Origin of the sequence: Lysobacter sp. ISL-50 (assembly GCF_018612875.1) — a bacterium.
Classification (GTDB): Bacteria; Pseudomonadota; Gammaproteobacteria; order Xanthomonadales; family Xanthomonadaceae; genus Lysobacter.
Genome location: NZ_JAGGRI010000024.1, coordinates 13972 through 29750, shown reverse-complemented (window position 1 = coordinate 29750; position 15779 = coordinate 13972). Strand labels below are relative to the sequence as shown.

Annotated in this window: 13 protein-coding genes; 5 read left to right on the top strand and 8 right to left on the bottom strand. The window is 67.5% G+C overall.

Annotated features, from left to right (window positions below; translation table 11 throughout):
- Positions 1-20: 20 nt before the first annotated feature.
- From J7J50_RS14925 to ppc, 6 genes are all read right to left on the bottom strand, one after another.
- Positions 21-1451 (bottom strand): zinc-dependent metalloprotease family protein, encoded by a 1431-nt coding sequence (locus J7J50_RS14925; protein ID WP_215056839.1) that lies wholly within the window; start codon positions 1449-1451, stop codon positions 21-23.
- Positions 1452-1837: 386 nt separating this feature from the next.
- Positions 1838-2668 carry an S-formylglutathione hydrolase gene (gene fghA / locus J7J50_RS14920; RefSeq protein WP_215056840.1) on the bottom strand — a complete coding sequence of 277 codons (831 nt, stop codon included), beginning with the start codon at positions 2666-2668 and terminating at the stop codon, positions 1838-1840.
- Positions 2669-2677: 9 nt separating this feature from the next.
- A complete protein-coding gene (locus J7J50_RS14915) occupies positions 2678-2908 on the bottom strand; it encodes a hypothetical protein (RefSeq protein WP_215056841.1) in 231 nt (76 codons plus the stop codon).
- A gap of 102 nt (positions 2909-3010) precedes the next feature.
- Positions 3011-4120: an S-(hydroxymethyl)glutathione dehydrogenase/class III alcohol dehydrogenase gene (locus J7J50_RS14910; protein ID WP_215056869.1), complete on the bottom strand. Its 1110-nt coding sequence runs from the start codon at positions 4118-4120 to the stop codon at positions 3011-3013.
- Positions 4121-4245: 125 nt separating this feature from the next.
- The gene (gene frmR / locus J7J50_RS14905) at positions 4246-4521 is read right to left on the bottom strand and encodes a formaldehyde-responsive transcriptional repressor FrmR (RefSeq protein WP_215056842.1); all 276 of its coding nucleotides are present in this window, start codon (positions 4519-4521) and stop codon (positions 4246-4248) included.
- Between the two features lie 308 nt (positions 4522-4829).
- The gene (ppc, locus tag J7J50_RS14900; RefSeq protein ID WP_215056843.1) at positions 4830-7568 is read right to left on the bottom strand and encodes a phosphoenolpyruvate carboxylase; all 2739 of its coding nucleotides are present in this window, start codon (positions 7566-7568) and stop codon (positions 4830-4832) included.
- Positions 7569-7854: 286 nt separating this feature from the next.
- On the opposite strand from ppc, the gene J7J50_RS14895 reads away from it, so the two are divergent.
- A complete protein-coding gene (locus J7J50_RS14895; RefSeq protein WP_215056844.1) occupies positions 7855-8610 on the top strand; it encodes a tetratricopeptide repeat protein in 756 nt (251 codons plus the stop codon).
- 136 nt (positions 8611-8746) lie between these two features.
- Here the strand turns inward: J7J50_RS14895 and J7J50_RS14890 are convergent, their stop codons facing one another.
- Positions 8747-9667 (bottom strand): LysR family transcriptional regulator, encoded by a 921-nt coding sequence (locus J7J50_RS14890; RefSeq protein ID WP_215056845.1) that lies wholly within the window; start codon positions 9665-9667, stop codon positions 8747-8749.
- 138 nt (positions 9668-9805) lie between these two features.
- On the opposite strand from J7J50_RS14890, the gene J7J50_RS14885 reads away from it, so the two are divergent.
- On the top strand, positions 9806-10660 hold the full coding sequence (locus tag J7J50_RS14885; protein ID WP_215056846.1) for a DMT family transporter: 855 nt from the start codon (positions 9806-9808) through the stop codon (positions 10658-10660).
- A 140-nt stretch (positions 10661-10800) separates the two neighbouring features.
- Here the strand turns inward: J7J50_RS14885 and J7J50_RS14880 are convergent, their stop codons facing one another.
- Complete coding sequence (locus tag J7J50_RS14880; RefSeq protein ID WP_215056870.1) at positions 10801-12147, bottom strand: glutamate--cysteine ligase; 1347 nt, start codon at positions 12145-12147, stop codon at positions 10801-10803.
- A 239-nt stretch (positions 12148-12386) separates the two neighbouring features.
- Between J7J50_RS14880 and J7J50_RS14875 the strand changes: the two genes are divergently transcribed.
- From J7J50_RS14875 to J7J50_RS14865, 3 genes are read left to right on the top strand one after another with little or no spacing between them, the layout of a single operon-like run.
- A complete protein-coding gene (locus tag J7J50_RS14875; RefSeq protein ID WP_215056847.1) occupies positions 12387-14018 on the top strand; it encodes a peptide ABC transporter substrate-binding protein in 1632 nt (543 codons plus the stop codon).
- Positions 14015-14737, top strand: a complete 723-nt coding sequence (locus tag J7J50_RS14870) for a VIT family protein (protein WP_215056848.1) — start codon at positions 14015-14017, stop codon at positions 14735-14737. The genes J7J50_RS14875 and J7J50_RS14870 overlap by 4 nt, the downstream gene beginning before the upstream one ends.
- On the top strand, positions 14737-15666 hold the full coding sequence (locus J7J50_RS14865; RefSeq protein ID WP_215056849.1) for an ABC transporter permease subunit: 930 nt from the start codon (positions 14737-14739) through the stop codon (positions 15664-15666). Before J7J50_RS14870 ends, J7J50_RS14865 begins: the two co-directional genes overlap by 1 nt.
- Positions 15667-15779 lie beyond the last annotated feature (113 nt).

Genomic DNA, 15779 nt, shown 5'->3' with positions numbered 1-15779 from the left:
CGAGGACGACATCGCGCGCGTCAGCGCGCGTGTCGCCCCATCGCGCTCATCGACGGATTGGAGGCGATGATAAAAGCGCGGCTATTGGAGTTCGCGCTCGCTCGGGCATAGCGCGGAAGGCTGTTCGTATCGCGCTTGCGCGAAGCGCCGTCCGGCGGCGGATGGAACGCGGCGACCCGCGCCTTGTTCTCGCTCAACACGCGCGCATTGTCGTGAGCAGCGGCGGTGCCGGCAGTTTCGCCTTCATGCTCGCGCAGCGGCGATGACCAGAAATTCTGCCGCGGACAACGTTGGGGCGGGCAGTCGGTGGCCATCAGCGTGCTCCAACCGGCGATGCCCGGCTCGGGCAGGCGCTGAAATCCGTGTCCGTAAACGAACACCGGCGGATCAAGCGCCGAGCCCGGCTGATGGTCGGCGCCAAGCAGATGCCCGACTTCGTGCGTCAGCGTGTGCGAAAACAGACAGCCGCGCTTGAACACGAACAAGGCCGTCTCCTTGCTCGATCCGACCTGATTGGCCTGGCCGCAGATCGTATCGCCTTGAGCCCCGACGATCATAGCCAGCAGATCGGCGCGCTCGCCGTCGCGCGCCGCATGCGGCAGCCATAGCGCACCGTCGGGCCCCTCGGCCAGCGCCGCCAGGGTAGTCGCGATAGCGGCGCCATCGCTGCGCTCGATGTAGCCGGCGCTGTCGGCCCATGCCGCGAGTTCCAGGCGCATTGCGATGTTGTTGGCGGCGAAGCTCTCGTTGGCTTTCTTGATGGCGTCTTCGATCTCGACAAACATCGCTTCGAGCGGACCGCCGCCAACCGCCGCGGCGGTGTAGCCGACGGCTATGCGGATCATTTCCATTTGCGCCGGATTCTGCGTAGAAGACGAAGGCTCGGGGGAAATCGCTTTGCGCGGCTTGACCGGGACAGGACGTATCCTCACATCGTCTTGGTCGCTGTGCAGACGCGACAAATCTTGTCGGATCAGGGCATGCACGCCGTCGGACAAAGGCCGCAGCGCATAGACGATGTCGTCGATATAGATCGAGCCGCGGACACCGCCATCGTCCTGTCGATACAACCTCACGTCACGAAGGGTGCCTGGGTCCCAGCCCAGCGGATCGCTGGCTTGTATCGCACGACCGGACCAAAGATTGGGTATCGAATCCAAGGACGGCGGTCTGTCGCGCTTTTTTACCGTGATCCTGCGGTCATACAAGTCGATCTGAAATTCATCGAGATCCAGCGCTTTGGGATCGATCCGCACCAGATGCACCCAATCGATCGACTGCTCTTTGTACTGCTCCCGGACTATGGCGCGGTCGCGATCGTTGAGACGATTTTCGGCGACTGCGGCCCGCACCAGGTTCATGGGGACCGCCTCAGCGGCGGATGCGATAAGGACGGACGATGCCTGAAGGATGGCCAGCGCATAAGGCCATGCGCGTCGGATGGGATGCATGCGATTGCTCCTGCCTGAAAGACGAGTTCTCCCGTCTCCAGCGTTCGATCGCGAGCGGAGGCGGACGACGCGATCAGCATCGAAAGCCCGATCGCGTCGAGCCGACTTTATTCAATCGATTTCGGTTGCGATGCGAAGTGGTTCGCAGAGTTTGTCGTCGCCGAATAAAACAAGCAGACGCATTATGTGGACGTACGACGCACACGATGCGCTGTAAATACGCATCGCGTCGGTGGTTCATTACGCGCCGTGCGCGTTTCGCGTAAAAATGATGGGTAGTACGCGAATTCAATTCACTACTAATCCACCCGTTTCAATCACGAACCCCTGCCGGGCTCGGCGGGCAAACGAGCGATTCGCGGCAGCACGACCGGAACGCCCACATCTCAACCGCGCAACGCCTTCGCATGATGCGCGATGTGCTCGCCGATAAAACTGGCGATGAAGTAGTAGCTGTGGTCGTAGCCCGCTCGCATGCGCAGCTCCAGCGGATGCCCGGCCACCTCGCACGCCACTCGCAGCAACTCGGGCTTGAGCTGCGGCACGAGGAATTCGTCGTCGCCGCCTTGATCGATCAACAGCGGCAGCTTCTCGCGCGCGGTGGCGACCAGCGCCGTCGCGTCCCACGCCTTCCACGCCTCGCGGTCCTCGCCCAGATACGCGGTGAAAGCTTTCTCGCCCCACGGCGAATGCGAGGGCGCGGCGATCGGCGAAAACGCCGATACGCTGCGATAACGTCCCGGATTCTTCAGCGCGATCATAAGCGCGCCGTGTCCGCCCATCGAATGCCCGCTGATGGCGCGCGCGCTGGTGGTCGGGAAATGCGCATCGACCAGCGCCGGCAACTCATCGACCACGTAGTCGTACATGCGGAAATTCGCCGCCCACTTGGGCCGGGTCGCATTGAGATAGAACCCCGCGCCCTGGCCCAGGTCGTAGCCGTCCGCGTCGGGAATGCCCTCGCCGCGCGGGCTGGTATCGGCCGCGACCAGGATCACCCCGTGCTGCGCCGCGAACTGCTGCGCGCCGGCCTTGGTGATGAAGTTCTGCTCGGTGCAGGTCAGGCCCGACAGCCAATACAGCACCGGGCAGTCCGCACTTTCGGCCTGCGGCGGCAGATACACGCCGAAGCGCATCGTGCAGCCGAGCGTGGTCGCGTTGTGGCTCCAGACTTGCTGACGGCCGCCGAAGCAGGCGTGGGATTCGATTTTTTCCATGATCAGGTCTCAGCGCAGCCGGCCGCCGTTGGGGTTGATGGCATTCTCGTCGATGCGATCGGGGTAAAACACTTTCTTCTCTTCCAACCGATAGAACAGCAATCCGTGGATGCCGTTGGCGTCGCGCTTGGCGAGCCGGTTGCGCCACAGACGAGCGAATACCGGATCGAGCGTCTCCGACGGATGACGCGCCAGCACTTCGTCGATAAATGCCACATCCTGACCTTCCGGGAAGATCAACGCGAGCCTTCGTCGTCGATGGCGAAAATGTCGTAGACGGTGTTGACCGCGCCATCGACGACCTGGATGTTCTTCATCCGCCAATGCTCCATCCGATCTCGATCAGTAATGAATCACGGTACGAATCGACTTGCCCTCGTGCATCAGATCGAAGGCTTCGTTGATCCGCTCCAGCGGCAGCGTATGGGTGATGAACGGATCGAGATCGATCTCGCCCTTCATCGCCTGCTCGACCATCCCCGGCAACTGCGTGCGGCCCTTGACGCCGCCGAACGCCGAGCCGCGCCAGACGCGGCCGGTCACCAGCTGGAACGGACGCGTGCTGATCTCCTGCCCCGCGCCGGCCACGCCGATGATCACCGACTCGCCCCAGCCCTTGTGGCAGCACTCCAGCGCCGAACGCATCACGTTGACGTTGCCGATGCATTCGAAACTGAAATCCACGCCGCCGTCGGTCATCTCCACCAGCACGTCCTGGATCGGGCGATCGTGATCCTTCGGATTCACGCAGTCCGTCGCGCCCATCGCCTTGGCCAGTTCGAACTTGCCCGCGTTGGTATCCACGCCGATGATGCGCCCGGCCTTGGCCTGCACCGCGCCCTGGATCACCGCCAGGCCGATGCCGCCCAGGCCGAACACCGCGACGGTATCGCCGGGCTGCACTTTCGCGGTGTTGTGCACCGCGCCGATGCCGGTGGTGACGCCGCAACCGAGCAGACAGACTTTCTCCAGCGGCGCCTCGGGATTGACCACAGCCAGCGACACTTCGGCGACCACCGTGTATTCGCTGAAGGTGCTGCAACCCATGTAGTGATGGATCGGCTGGCCCTGGTAACTGAAACGCGAGCTGCCGTCGGGCATTAGCCCCTTACCTTGCGTAGCGCGCACGGCCTGGCAGAGGTTGGTCTTGCCCGACAGGCAGAACTTGCATTTGCGGCATTCGGCCGTGTACAGCGGGATCACGTGATCGCCGGGCTTGACGCTGCTGACGCCTTCGCCGACTTCGACCACGACACCGCCGCCTTCGTGACCCAGCACGGCCGGAAACAGGCCTTCGGGATCGTCGCCGCTGAGGGTGAACGCGTCGGTGTGGCATACGCCGGTCGCGGCGATGCGCACCAGGACTTCGCCCGCGCGCGGCGGTTCGACATCGATCTCGACGATCTGCAAAGGCTGGCCGGCGGCGAAGGCGACGGCGGCGCGGCTTTTGATGACCCGGCTGCTCATGGTGAAACTCTCCTGCGGTGGCGTCCCGTGTGGCGGGAAGGAATGCGAACGCGGCGCATGCCGCGGTTAACGGTGAATCGCCGCGCCGCCCTTTGATGCGCGCGGCGATTTCATTTGAGGTACGAACGCACCAGCGCGGCGACTTCGTCGATGCTGGCGCTGCGATGTTTTTGCGAAGCCACCGCCTGCCCGAGTTCTTCGCGGATATGGCTTTCGAGCACTTGCGCCATCAGCCCGTTGATCGCGCCGCGGATCGCGGCGATCTGCTGCAGCACGGCCGCGCATTCGCTGCCTTGCTCCAGCGCGCGCTCCAGGGCTTCGGTCTGGCCCTTGATGCGGCGCACGCGGGTGAGGACGATTTTTTTCTCGGCGGGGGAATGCGGCATGTCGGCGGCCTTGGACGGTGTCGGCGGCGGGCGCTGGATACTGGGGGATAGTATCAGGATATGGATCGGGGGGCTGGCGAGTGCGGGGCAAATCCCCCGCGCTGGGGGATGCTCAGGCTTCGTGCTGCGCGGGGCGCTTGCCCCCTTTTTCAAAGGGGGCACCGGTTGGCGGTGCCCGCCTCGACGCCTCCCCCAGACCGGGTTCCCCCCTTTGAAAAAGGGGGGCCAGGGGGGATTTGCTCTTGCTCCAAAAAAAACGGCGCGCTTAAAAAAGCGCGCCGTTTCCAACCCCGCAGGTGCCAAACCCCTCACCCCGTATTCTGCACCCCAGCCGCGATCCCATTCACCGTAGCCACCAGCGCCTGCAACAACGCATCCTCCTGCCGTCCCGCCGCGCGCCAGCGCGCGAGCAGATCGACCTGCAACAGACTGATCGGATCGACATACGGGTTGCGCAAGCGAATCGACTGCCGCAAGCGATGATCGCCGGCCAGCAATTCATCGCTGCCCTTGATCGTCAGCACCGCGCGCCGCGTGCGTTCGAACTCCTCCGCGATGCCCGGATGGAAGCGCGCATGCAGATCGCCCTCGGCCAGATCGGCGGCGAGCATCGAGTAACGCTCGAAGATCGCCGGATCGGACTTGGCCAGGACCATTTCCAGATCGTCGATCAAGGTGCCGAAGAACGGCCAGTCGCGCGCCATTTCGGCCAGCGTCTCGCGGCCGTGCCGGTCCAGCGCCTGGGCCAGGCCGGTGCCGACGCCGTACCACGCGGTCAGCCCGGCGCGGTTCTGCGACCAGGCGAACACCCACGGAATCGCGCGTAACGAAGAAATATCGCCGGCGCCGGCGCGCTTGGCCGGACGCGAGCCGATCCGCAGCCGCTCGATCACGTCGATCGGCGTGGCCGCGCGGAAATACGCCGGGAACGCCGCGTCCTCGTGCACCAGCGCGCGGTAGTGAGCGCGCGCGGTGCCGGCCAGATCGCCGGCGATGCTCCGCCAACCGGCTTCGCGCGGTTCCGGCGGACGCGGCCGCAGGGTCGCGCGCAATACCGCGCCGGTGGTCTGCTCCAGATTGCGCAACGCCAGCGCGCGGATGCCGTATTTGCGATGGATGACTTCGCCCTGCTCGGTCAGGCGCAGATAGCCATCGACCGAGCCGCGCGGCGCGGCGATCACCGCGCGCTCGGTCTTGCCGCCGCCGCGGCTGATCGAACCGCCGCGGCCGTGGAAGAAGGCGATGCGCACGCCGCTGTCGTGGGCCAGCGCGGTCAGCGCGATCTGGGTCTGCTGCAGCGCCCAGCGCGAGGCGACCATGCCGCCGTCCTTGGCGCTGTCGGAATAACCGAGCATGACCACCTGGCGATCGCCGCGCGCGCGCAGATGCGCGCGGTACATCGGGTCGGCGAACAAGGCGCGCAAGGTGTCGGCGGCCGCGTCCAGGTCATCGACGGTTTCGAACAGCGGCGCCACGTCCAGCGGCACGCGGCCGCTACCGTCGAGGCAGCCGGCGGTCTTGGCCAGCGCCAGCACCGCCAACGCGTCGGCGGCGCTGCGGCTCATGCTGACGATGTACGGCCCGAACGCGCGCTCGCCGTAGCGCGGCCGCAGACGGGCGACGGCGCGGAACACATCGAGCGTCGGTTGCGCGGCGGCCGCGGCGGCGCGCGCCGGCGGCGCCTCGCCGTCGAGCAGTTCGTGCAGGCGCGCGGCGCGCGCGGCCACGTCCATCGATTCCCATTGCGGCAGATCCAGCAGCGCGGCGAGCGCGGCGTCGTGCGTGCCCGAATCCTGGCGCAGGTCGAGGCTGGCCAGATGGAAACCGAAGCACTCCGCGCGACGGCGCAGACGCCGCACCGCGAAGCCGCCGCCGTGTTCGCCCTGATTCGCGGCCAGACTGCGCTCGATCAGCACGATGTCGGCCAGGAACGCGGCGGCATCGGGATAGCCGTGCACGCTTTCGTCGCTGGTCGCCTGCAGGCGCGCGGCCATCAACCCGAGCAGGTTGCGATATGGCATGTCGGCGTGACGCGGCTTGAGCAGCGCGGCGGCCTTCGGCAGTTGGTAGCGATAGTCCTCGACCCGCGCCAGCACCGCGTCGTCCACGCGCACGCGGGTGACCGACTGGCTCAGCAGTTCGGCCATCGAAGCCAGATCGCGGCGATAGGCGTTGAGCACCAGCGCGCGTTGTCCGGCCAGGGTCGCGGCGATGGTGTCGGCGCCGACGTTGGGATTGCCGTCCATGTCGCCGCCGACCCAGGTGCCGAAGCCGAGCACGTCGGGCAGCGCGGCGGCGGCGCCGTAGGTTTCGCCCAGCGCCTCTTCGAACATTTCGTAATAGACCGGCAGCACCCGGTAGAGCACGTCGGACAGATAGAAGCCGACGTGCTCGAACTCATCCGCGACGCTGGGCTTGGCCGCGGGCGCTTCGGCGGTCTGCCAGCTCGCGGTCAGGGCGAGGCGGATGCGCTCGCGGTCGGCGCGGCGTTCGGGCGGGGTGCGGCCGCGGTCGATGTCGGCGACCAAGCAGCCGACGATGGTTCTTTCTTTTTCGAGCAGCGCGCGTCGCACCGCTTCGGTTGGATGCGCGGTGAACACCGGCTCGATCCGCAGCCGCGGCAGCAGGGCGGCGACTTCCTCCGCGCTGACGCCCAGGCGCGCGAGCGTGCCGATCGCATCGCGCAGCCCGCCGGGCTGGGGATCGGCGCCGCGGCGCTCGTAGTCGCGGCGGCGGCGGATGCGGTGCACGCGTTCGGCCAGATTGACCGCCTGGAAATACGTCGCGAACGCGCGCACCAGATCGCTGGCCTGATCCAGGTCGATATCGGCCAGCGCATCGGCCAGCGCGGCGATCGGCGCTTGCGCTTCGCGGCGGCGGATGGCGGCGCGGCGCAGGCGTTCGACATCGTCGAGAAAGCCGTCGCCGCGTTGCTCGGCGAGGATCTCGCCGACCAGCGCGCCGAGCATCTTGACGTCGTCGCGCAGCAGCGCGTCGGTGGAGGCGAAGTCGATCGCGCGCAGGGGTTCGTCGCTGGTGTCGTTCATGACGTTCATTCGGCCAAGGCTATCTCAGTGGCTTGTGCATTGCAGCATGTTGCTTGCATCGGCTTGGTTACAGCTGAAACGAGTTTGTTGAGGCCTTCAATCCGATTCGCCGGCAGCTTCTGTGGAGGGGCTTCAGCCCCGATGCTTTTCGATCCGGCGCGGCGATCTGAGCGAAAAGCATCGGGGCTGAAGCCCCTCCTACAAAAACATCGCCCCCTGGCGCTAGCGTCGCCAAACCGTGACACTGTCGCCCGTTTCCGCCTCCCCATCTCGCAAGGAACGCGTCATGCCGTATCTGGGCCTGGGATTGCACGTCCTGGTCGCGCTGTGTTTCGCCGTGCACGCGGTGCGCAGCGGACAGGATCGCTACTGGTTGATGATTCTCTTCATGTTTCCGCTGCTCGGCAGCGTGGTCTACGCCTTCGCCATCTGGCTGCCCGAGCAGCGCCACACCCAGCACGGCCGCGCCCTGGTCGGCAATGTGCGGCGGATGCTGGACCCGGGCCGCGAGCTGCGCGAGGCCCAGGACGCCTACGACACCTCGGCCACCACCGACAACCGCATGCGTCTGGCCGATGCGCTGCTGGCCGCCGGCCGCGCCGGCGAGGCGCTGCCGATGTACCGCGCCGCGCTCAGCGGCGTGCATCGCGACGATCCGCATCTGCAGGTCAAGCTCGCTCATGCGCTGCTCGAAGCCGGCGATGCCGCGCAGGCGCGGCAGACGTTGGATGAGCTGATCGCCAAGCATGCGGATTTCCGCTCGCCCGAAGGCCATCTGACCTATGCGCGCGCGGTCGCGGCGCTGGGCGACCAGGCCAAGGCGAAGGAAGAATTCGAAACCCTGGTCGGCTATAGCAGCGGGTTTCAGCCGCATGTGCGCTATGCCGAATGCCTGATCGGCTGGGGCGAACTGGGGCGCGCGCGCGAGTTGTGCGAGCAGGCGCTGGCCAAGGCGAAGCGGCTGCCGGCGTATGCGCGCAAGATGCATAAGCCGGAGTTGGATCAGCTCAAGGAGTTGGTTAAGCGCATGCAGACGGTGTGAGGGCGCGGTGGGCTGAGAGAAAAGCATCGGGGCTGAAGCCCCTCCCACAAAAGCTCGCGTGGTTATGAAATCTGTTGTGGGAGGGGCTTCAGCCCCGATGCTTTCCGCTCCGATCGCCGCATAACCACCCACAGGCTCAGCCCGAAGCCTCACCGCGCAACAACCCCGACAGCCAATCGCGCACCCATCCCAGCCGCGCGCCGCCGCCGGCTTCGGGCAACCACGCCAGATACAGGCGCTTCACCGGTCCCGGCCGCGGCGAAGCCAGCACCCGCAATTCGCCGCTGGCCAGACGCTCGGCGATCAATCGCGGATACAGCAGCGCGATGCCCTGCCCGGCCAGCGCCGCGCTGATCGCCGGCATCGGCGAAGACAGGCTCAGTTGCGGCAGCGGCCACGCGGCGAGGTCGTCGCCGAACCACGCCGGCCAATCCTGACGCCAACCCTCGCTGACCACGTGCAGCACGCGCACGCCGGGCGCCGGTTCCTGCCACCAGCGTTGCGAATCCATCCGCGCGATCAGCTCGGGCGAAGCCACCGGCACCAGCGCCTGTTCGAACAGCAACTCGCCCTGCAATCCCTGCGCGCGCGGATCGCCGTGCATCAGCAGCGCATGCACGCGCGCCTGCGCCAGATCCGGCGCGGAGGCCGGGCAGAACAGTTGCAGGTCGAAGCCGGCCTGGGCGGAGAATTCGTCGATGCGCGGCAACAGCAGGCTGACGCTGAGGCTGGTCGGCGCGCCCAGCACCAGCCGCCGGCTTTCGTCGCCGCGCAGGCGCAAGCGCGCGGTCGCCGCCTCGATCTGTTCGAAGCCGGCGATCAACGCCTCGCCGTACTCGCGTCCCAGCGGGGTCGGCCGCGCGCGGCCGCCGCTGCGATCGAGCAGGCGCAGACCGAAGGCTTCCTCCAGGTGCTGCACGTGCTGGCTCAGCGCGGCGTGGCTGAGGTGCATGCGCTCGGCGGCGCGGCGCATGCCGTCGTAACGCACGACGGCGGCGAAGGCCTGCAGGGCGCGCAGCGGCGGCAGGCGGCGGGGCGAGGAGGCATCTGTGGTCATTTTTACTTACCACTAATCCAGTAATTCCAGATTTTTATGTATTTTTGGCGGGAATATATTTACCACATGCCTGCCGCCCCGATCATTTCCCCGGTTGTCCTGTCGCCGTCCCGTCCCTTGGCCCTTCGCGCCGGCCTCATGGCCGCCGCCTCGACCTGCCTGGCCCTGCTCGGCCTGCTCAGCCGCTACACCCGCGGTCTGCCGCCGGAGCTGGTGACCTGGCTGCGTTTCATGATTCCGGGCCTGGTGCTGATCGCGCTGGCGCGGCGCGAGGACTGGCGCGCGGTGTGGTCGCTGGCCGATCGCCCGGGCTGGGTGCGGGCGGTATGCGTGATCGTCTCGCAGGGCTGCTTCGTGCTCGCGGCGATGCGCGGCGACCTGCTGCACGCGGTGCTGCTCTACAACACCGGGCCCTTGTTCATTCCGCTGATCGCGTGGCTGTGGCTGGGCGAACGCCTGCGTCCGGCGGCGATCGGCGGCCTGATCGTCGGCTTCCTCGGCGTGCTGGCGGTGCTGCGCCCGGATGCGCGCGGCCTCGACGGCAATGCGCTAGTGTCGCTGTTCGGCGGCTTCGCGATGGCAGCCTCGCAGGTGCTGTTCTATCGCAGCGCCCAGCATCAGCCGCCGTTTCGCAATCAGTTCAAGTTGTATCTGCAGGCGTCGCTGGTCGGATTGCCGTTGGCGCTGTTCGGACTGACGCATCTGCCGGCGCAACCGTTCGCGGTCGAGCCGCCGTGGGTGCTGACGTTGGCCTTGATCGGCATGGCCGCGTGCAGCCTGGGCAGTCAGTCGCTGCGCGATCTGGCTTATCGCGGCATGGACAATGCTTCGACGCTGGCGCCGTTGATGTACGTGGCGGTGCCGGTCAGCGCTGCGCTGGATTGGTTGTTGTTCGACCACGCGGCGCGCGCTTCGACCTTGATCGGCGCGGCTTTGATTATCGCCGGCGCGGTGGTGGCGCTGCGTAGCGGGGCCAGGGCTAAGTTGGTTTGAGGGGAACAGCCAGTTTTTCTGAGAGGATGCAGCAGGTTTTGCTGAGGGCACCGCGGCTTGCTCTCACGCTCACCGCGCATGCGCTCCCTCCTTTGAAAAAGGAGGGTTGGGGAGGATTTGCTTTTCCCGCCCCCCACCAATCAGTACGCAAATTCCTTGAACACCGGGTCCACGCTCCCACCCCAAGCCCCGTGGAACAGTTCGAGCTTGCGCTCGGCCGGGCTCTTGCCCATCGCCACGAACTCGGTCAACGGTTCCAGATAGATCGACTCATCGGCGCCGTTGTGGTTCAAGCGCGCGCGGCGCTTCAAGCCGTGCGCGGAAATCTCCAGCGCGCGGCGCGCCAGGTCCAGCACCTTGCCGTCGCGGAACGGCAGCTGGAATCCGTGCCTGGGCACGCCGTCGCGCAAAGCGTGGCGTTCGGCCGGATTGAAGTCCAGCACCAGGTCCCAGGCCGCATCCAGCGCATCCGCGTCGTACAACAGGCCGACCCAGAACGCCGACAGCGCGCAGATCCGGTTCCACGGGCCCGAGTCGGCGCCGCGCATTTCCAGGTACTTCTTCAAGCGCACTTCCGGGAACGCGGTGGTGGTGTGATCGGCCCAGTCCTTCAAGGTCGGGCGCTGGTTCGGATATGCCGGCAGTTTGCCGTCGAGATAATCGCGGAACGACTGGCCGGCGGCGTCGATGTATTCGCCGTCGCGGTAGACGAAGTACATCGGCACGTCGAGCAGGTAATCGACATAGCGCTCGTAACCGAAGCCGTCTTCGAACACGAAGTCGAGCAGGCCGGTGCGGTCGGCGTCGGTGTCGGTCCAGATGTGCGAGCGGTACGACATGTAGCCGTTCGGCTTGCCTTCGGTGAACGGCGAATCGGCGAACAGCGCCGTCGCGATCGGCTGCAAGGCCAGCGAGACGCGGAATTTCTTCACCATGTCCGCTTCATCGCGCACGTCCAGATTGACCTGCACGGTGCTGGTGCGGGTCATCATGTCCAGGCCGAGGTCGCCGACCTTGGGCATGTACTCGCGCATGATCTTGTAGCGGCCCTTGGGCATCCACGGCATTTCGTCGCGGCGCCACTTGGGCTGGAAGCCCATGCCGAGGAAGCCCAGCCCCATCGGCTCGGCGACGGTGCGCACTTCGCGCAGATGGGTGGCCGCTTCCACGCAGGTGTCGTGCAGGGTCGCCAGCGGCGCGCCGGACAATTCCAACTGGCCGGCGGGCTCGAGCGACACCGAGGCGTCCTCGCGGGTCAGCGCGATCACCCGGCCCTTTTCTTCCACCGGCGCCCAGCCGAACTGGGTCAGGCCCTTCAGCAAGGCCTCGATGCCGCGCTCGCCGTCGAAGGTGGGCGGACGCAGATCGTCGGTGCGGAAGCCGAACTTCTCGTGCTCGGTACCGATCTTCCAATCCGACTCCGGGCGCGCGCCCGAGGCCAGGTAATCGACAAGCACGGCGCGCGCGCCGCCCTTGATGTCGGGAATCTCTAGATCCTTGACCTGGCTGGGACCGGACACATCCACCTCGCTGATTGAATCGATCGACTGGACCGGAGCCCGGCCGCGGCCGCTTGGCGCGACGCAACGCCCGTAACCGGCGCCCCGTCACACGGGAGCCGGTCCGATGCCCTGAATCCTACCTTGCGTGAGTACACATGGTTTCTGGGTCTGGATATGCGGCGGGTCGCCTACAATCGCAAGACCCAGGCAGTGTAGAGCCCGTCTTGCGCCGAACAACGTCCGTCCTGCAACGCTATGGTTCGGCCCTGCTACTGGCGCTGGTGGCGCCCGCCGTGCCTGCGCAGGCGGCCGCCACGCAATTGGAACGCGGCAACGGCCCGGAACCGAGCACGCTGGACGCGCACCGCTGCCAGGAAGTGGCCTGCGGCAACGTCCTGCGGGATCTGTACGAGGGCCTGGTCACCGAGGACGCGCAAGGGCGGCTGGTGCCGGGCATGGCGCGTAACTGGACGGTGTCGGCCGACGGCCGCACCTGGACCTTCAGCCTGCGCGAGCGCCTGCGCTGGAGCAACGGCGAAGCGCTGGACGCGGCGCAGATCCTGGCCAGCTTCCGCCGCGCGTTCGCGCCGGCCACCGCGGCGCCGTTCGGGGAATTGTTCGACGCGCTCGACAACGCCCAGGCGGTGCAGGCCGGCCGATTGCCGCCCGAGCGCCTGGGCGTGGCCGCGCCCGACGCGCAGACCGTGGTGTTCACCCTCAACCGCGCCGCCTCGCTGCCGGCGCTGCTGACCTTGCCGATCGCGTTCCCGGTGTATCTGCCGGCGGTGAAGCAATACGGCGCGCAGCACACGCAGCCGGGCCGGCTGGTGTCCAACGGCGCCTACCGGCTGCAGGCGTGGACGCCGCAGGCGAATCTGCGGGTCGAAAAGAATCCGCGGTTCCACGATGCCGCCTCGGTGGCGATACAACGCGTGCGCTTCCATGTCACCGAGGATGCCGCCGCCGAACTGCAGCGCTTCGCCGCCGGCGATCTGCACATCACCGAAGTCGTGCCGCCGCAGCCGTTGACCGCGCTGCGCCGGCGCTTCGGCGCGCAGTTGCGGCTGTCGCCGTATGTCGGCGCGTTCTGGCTCGGCCTCAATCTGACCAAGCCGCCGTTCCGCGACGGCGCCTGCGCCGCGCCGCCGTGCGAGGACAAGGCGCTGGCGCTGCGCCGCGCGCTGGCGCTGGCGGTCGATCGCGACAAGCTCACCCGCTACGTCACCGGCCTGGGCGAAACCCCGGCCTACGGCATCGTGCCGCCGGGCATCGCCGGCTACACGCCCGCGGCGATGCCGTGGGCGACGCTGACGCAGGCCCAGCGCGAGCAGCATGCGCGCGCGCTGTATCGCCATGCCGGTTACTCCGACGACACGCCGTTGGTGATCGAGCTGCGCTACAACACCTCCACCCCGCATCGGCGGCTCGCGCTCGCGGTCGCAGCGATGTGGCGGCAGACGCTCGGCGTGCAGGTGCGGTTGCGCAACGAGGAATGGAAGGTGTTCGTGCAGAACCGCAAGCAGCGCGCGATCACCCAGGTGTTTCGCGGCGGCTGGATCGGCGATCTGCCCGACGCGCGCAATTTCCTCGCCGCCTTCGGCAGCGACGGCCCGCTGAACTGGATGGGCTACGACGACGCCGGTTATCGCCAGCGCCTGGCCCGTGCCGACGGCGCGCATTCGGAAGCCGCGCGCAACGCCTGGCTGCGCGCCGCCGAGCAGCGACTGCTCAACGACAACGCGGCGATTCCCTTGTACTTCTACACCTCCAAGCACCTGGTCGCCGAACGCGTGCGCGGCTTCCAGGCCAATGCCTTGGACCGCCACGCCAGCCGCTGGTTGAGCCTGTCGCCATGACCGCATCTTCGACCCCGCCGCCGCCGCGCAGCCGCAACCCGCAGGCGCATCGCTCCGATCGCGTCGGCTGGCTGCGCGCGGCGGTGCTCGGCGCCAACGACGGCATCGTCTCGATCGCCGGCCTGGTGGTCGGCGTCGCCGCCAGCGGCGCAGACAGCGCGGCGATCCTGACCAGCGGCATCGCCGGCACCGTCGCCGGGGCGATGTCGATGGCGGCCGGCGAATATGTCTCGGTGCAATCGCAGGCCGATACCGAGCGCGCCGACATCGCGGTGGAACAGCGCGAACTCGACGACGATCCGCAAAGCGAACTGCAGGAACTGGCGCGCATCTACCAACAACGCGGCCTCACGCCCGAGCTGGCGGGCGAAGTCGCGCGCCAGCTCAGCGCGCACGACGCGCTGGCCAGCCACGCGCGCGACGAACTGGGCATCACCGACACCTTGCGCGCGCGGCCGGTGCAGGCGGCGCTGACCTCGGCGGCGGCGTTCGTCACCGGCGCGGTGCTGCCGATCGCCGCGGTGCTGCTGGCGCCGGTCGGGCGGATCGAAACGGTGGCGATCCCGGCGACCTTGATCGGGCTGTCGATCTCCGGCGCGCTCGCCGCCTGGACCGGCGGCGCGCCGGTGCTGCGCGGCGCGTCGCGAGTGGCGTTCTGGGGCGCGCTGGCGATGGCCGCGGCGACCGCGGTCGGACGCTTGTTCGACGTGCAGGTCTGATGCGCGCGCATCCGCTCGCGCGCTTGCTCGCTTCGCGCCTGCTGGAAGCGGCGATCACCCTGTGGCTGCTGGCCACGCTGTGCTTCGCGCTGTTGCGCGCGGCGCCGGGCGGGCCGTTCGACACGGAAAAAGCCGCGCCGCCGGAAGTGCAGGCGGTGCTCGACGCGCAGTACCGCCTGGATCAATCCTTGCCGATGCAGTACCTGGGCTGGCTCGGCGACGCGCTGCGCGGCGACCTCGGGCCGTCGTTCCAGTATCCGGACTACACGGTCAATCAGCTGATTGCCAACGCCTTGCCGGTGTCCGCGCTCAACGGCGGCATCGCCCTGCTGCTGGCGCTGTTGTTCGGCGTGAGCCTCGGCGTGTGGGCGGCCTTGCGCGCCGGCGGCTGGACCGACCGGCTGTTGATGTTCGTCGCCGGCCTGGGCCTGGCGATCCCGAAATTCGTGGTCGCACCGCTGCTGGTGCTGCTGTTCGCGGTGACCCTGCACTGGCTGCCGGCCGGCGGCTGGGGCGAATGGAACAACGTGGTGCTGCCGGCGATCGCGCTGGCGCTGCCCAACATCGCCTACTGCGCGCGGCTGACCCGCGCCTCGATGCTCGACGTGCTGTCGGCCGAGTACTTGCAGGCGGCGCGCTCGCGCGGCCTGTCGGAAACGCGGCTGCTGTTCGCGCACGCGCTCAAGCCGGCGCTGCTGCCGGTGGTGGCGTGGCTGTCGCCGGCGCTGATCAACGTCGTCACCGGCTCGGCCGTGGTCGAACAGGTCTTCGGCATCCCCGGCATGGGCCGCTACTTCGTCCAGGGCGCGCTCAACCGCGACTACACCCTGGTGCTGGGCGTGGTACTGGTGATCGGCGCGCTGATCGTGGCGATCAATGTTGCGGTGGATGCGTTGCGGGGTTGGATGGATCCGCGCTTGGACGGGTGAGCGGGACTGGGGACTCGGGACTCGGGACTCGGGACTCGGGTTAAAGTCAACTGCGCCGTCCTTGCTTCCGCAAGCCCCGCTTTACGAGTCCCGAGTCCCGAGTCCCCAGTCCC

Excerpts from the sequence above, each read along its gene's own strand:
- J7J50_RS14925 (WP_215056839.1), bottom strand. The coding sequence starts at position 1,451 with ATGCATCCCATCCGACGCGCATGGCCTTATGCGCTGGCCATCCTTCAG.
- fghA (WP_215056840.1), bottom strand. The coding sequence starts at position 2,668 with ATGGAAAAAATCGAATCCCACGCCTGCTTCGGCGGCCGTCAGCAAGTC.
- frmR (WP_215056842.1), bottom strand. The coding sequence starts at position 4,521 with ATGCCGCATTCCCCCGCCGAGAAAAAAATCGTCCTCACCCGCGTGCGC.
- ppc (WP_215056843.1), bottom strand. The coding sequence starts at position 7,568 with ATGAACGACACCAGCGACGAACCCCTGCGCGCGATCGACTTCGCCTCC.
- J7J50_RS14895 (WP_215056844.1), top strand. The coding sequence starts at position 7,855 with ATGCCGTATCTGGGCCTGGGATTGCACGTCCTGGTCGCGCTGTGTTTC.
- J7J50_RS14890 (WP_215056845.1), bottom strand. The coding sequence starts at position 9,667 with ATGACCACAGATGCCTCCTCGCCCCGCCGCCTGCCGCCGCTGCGCGCC.
- J7J50_RS14885 (WP_215056846.1), top strand. The coding sequence starts at position 9,806 with ATGGCCGCCGCCTCGACCTGCCTGGCCCTGCTCGGCCTGCTCAGCCGC.
- J7J50_RS14870 (WP_215056848.1), top strand. The coding sequence starts at position 14,015 with ATGACCGCATCTTCGACCCCGCCGCCGCCGCGCAGCCGCAACCCGCAG.
- J7J50_RS14865 (WP_215056849.1), top strand. The coding sequence starts at position 14,737 with ATGCGCGCGCATCCGCTCGCGCGCTTGCTCGCTTCGCGCCTGCTGGAA.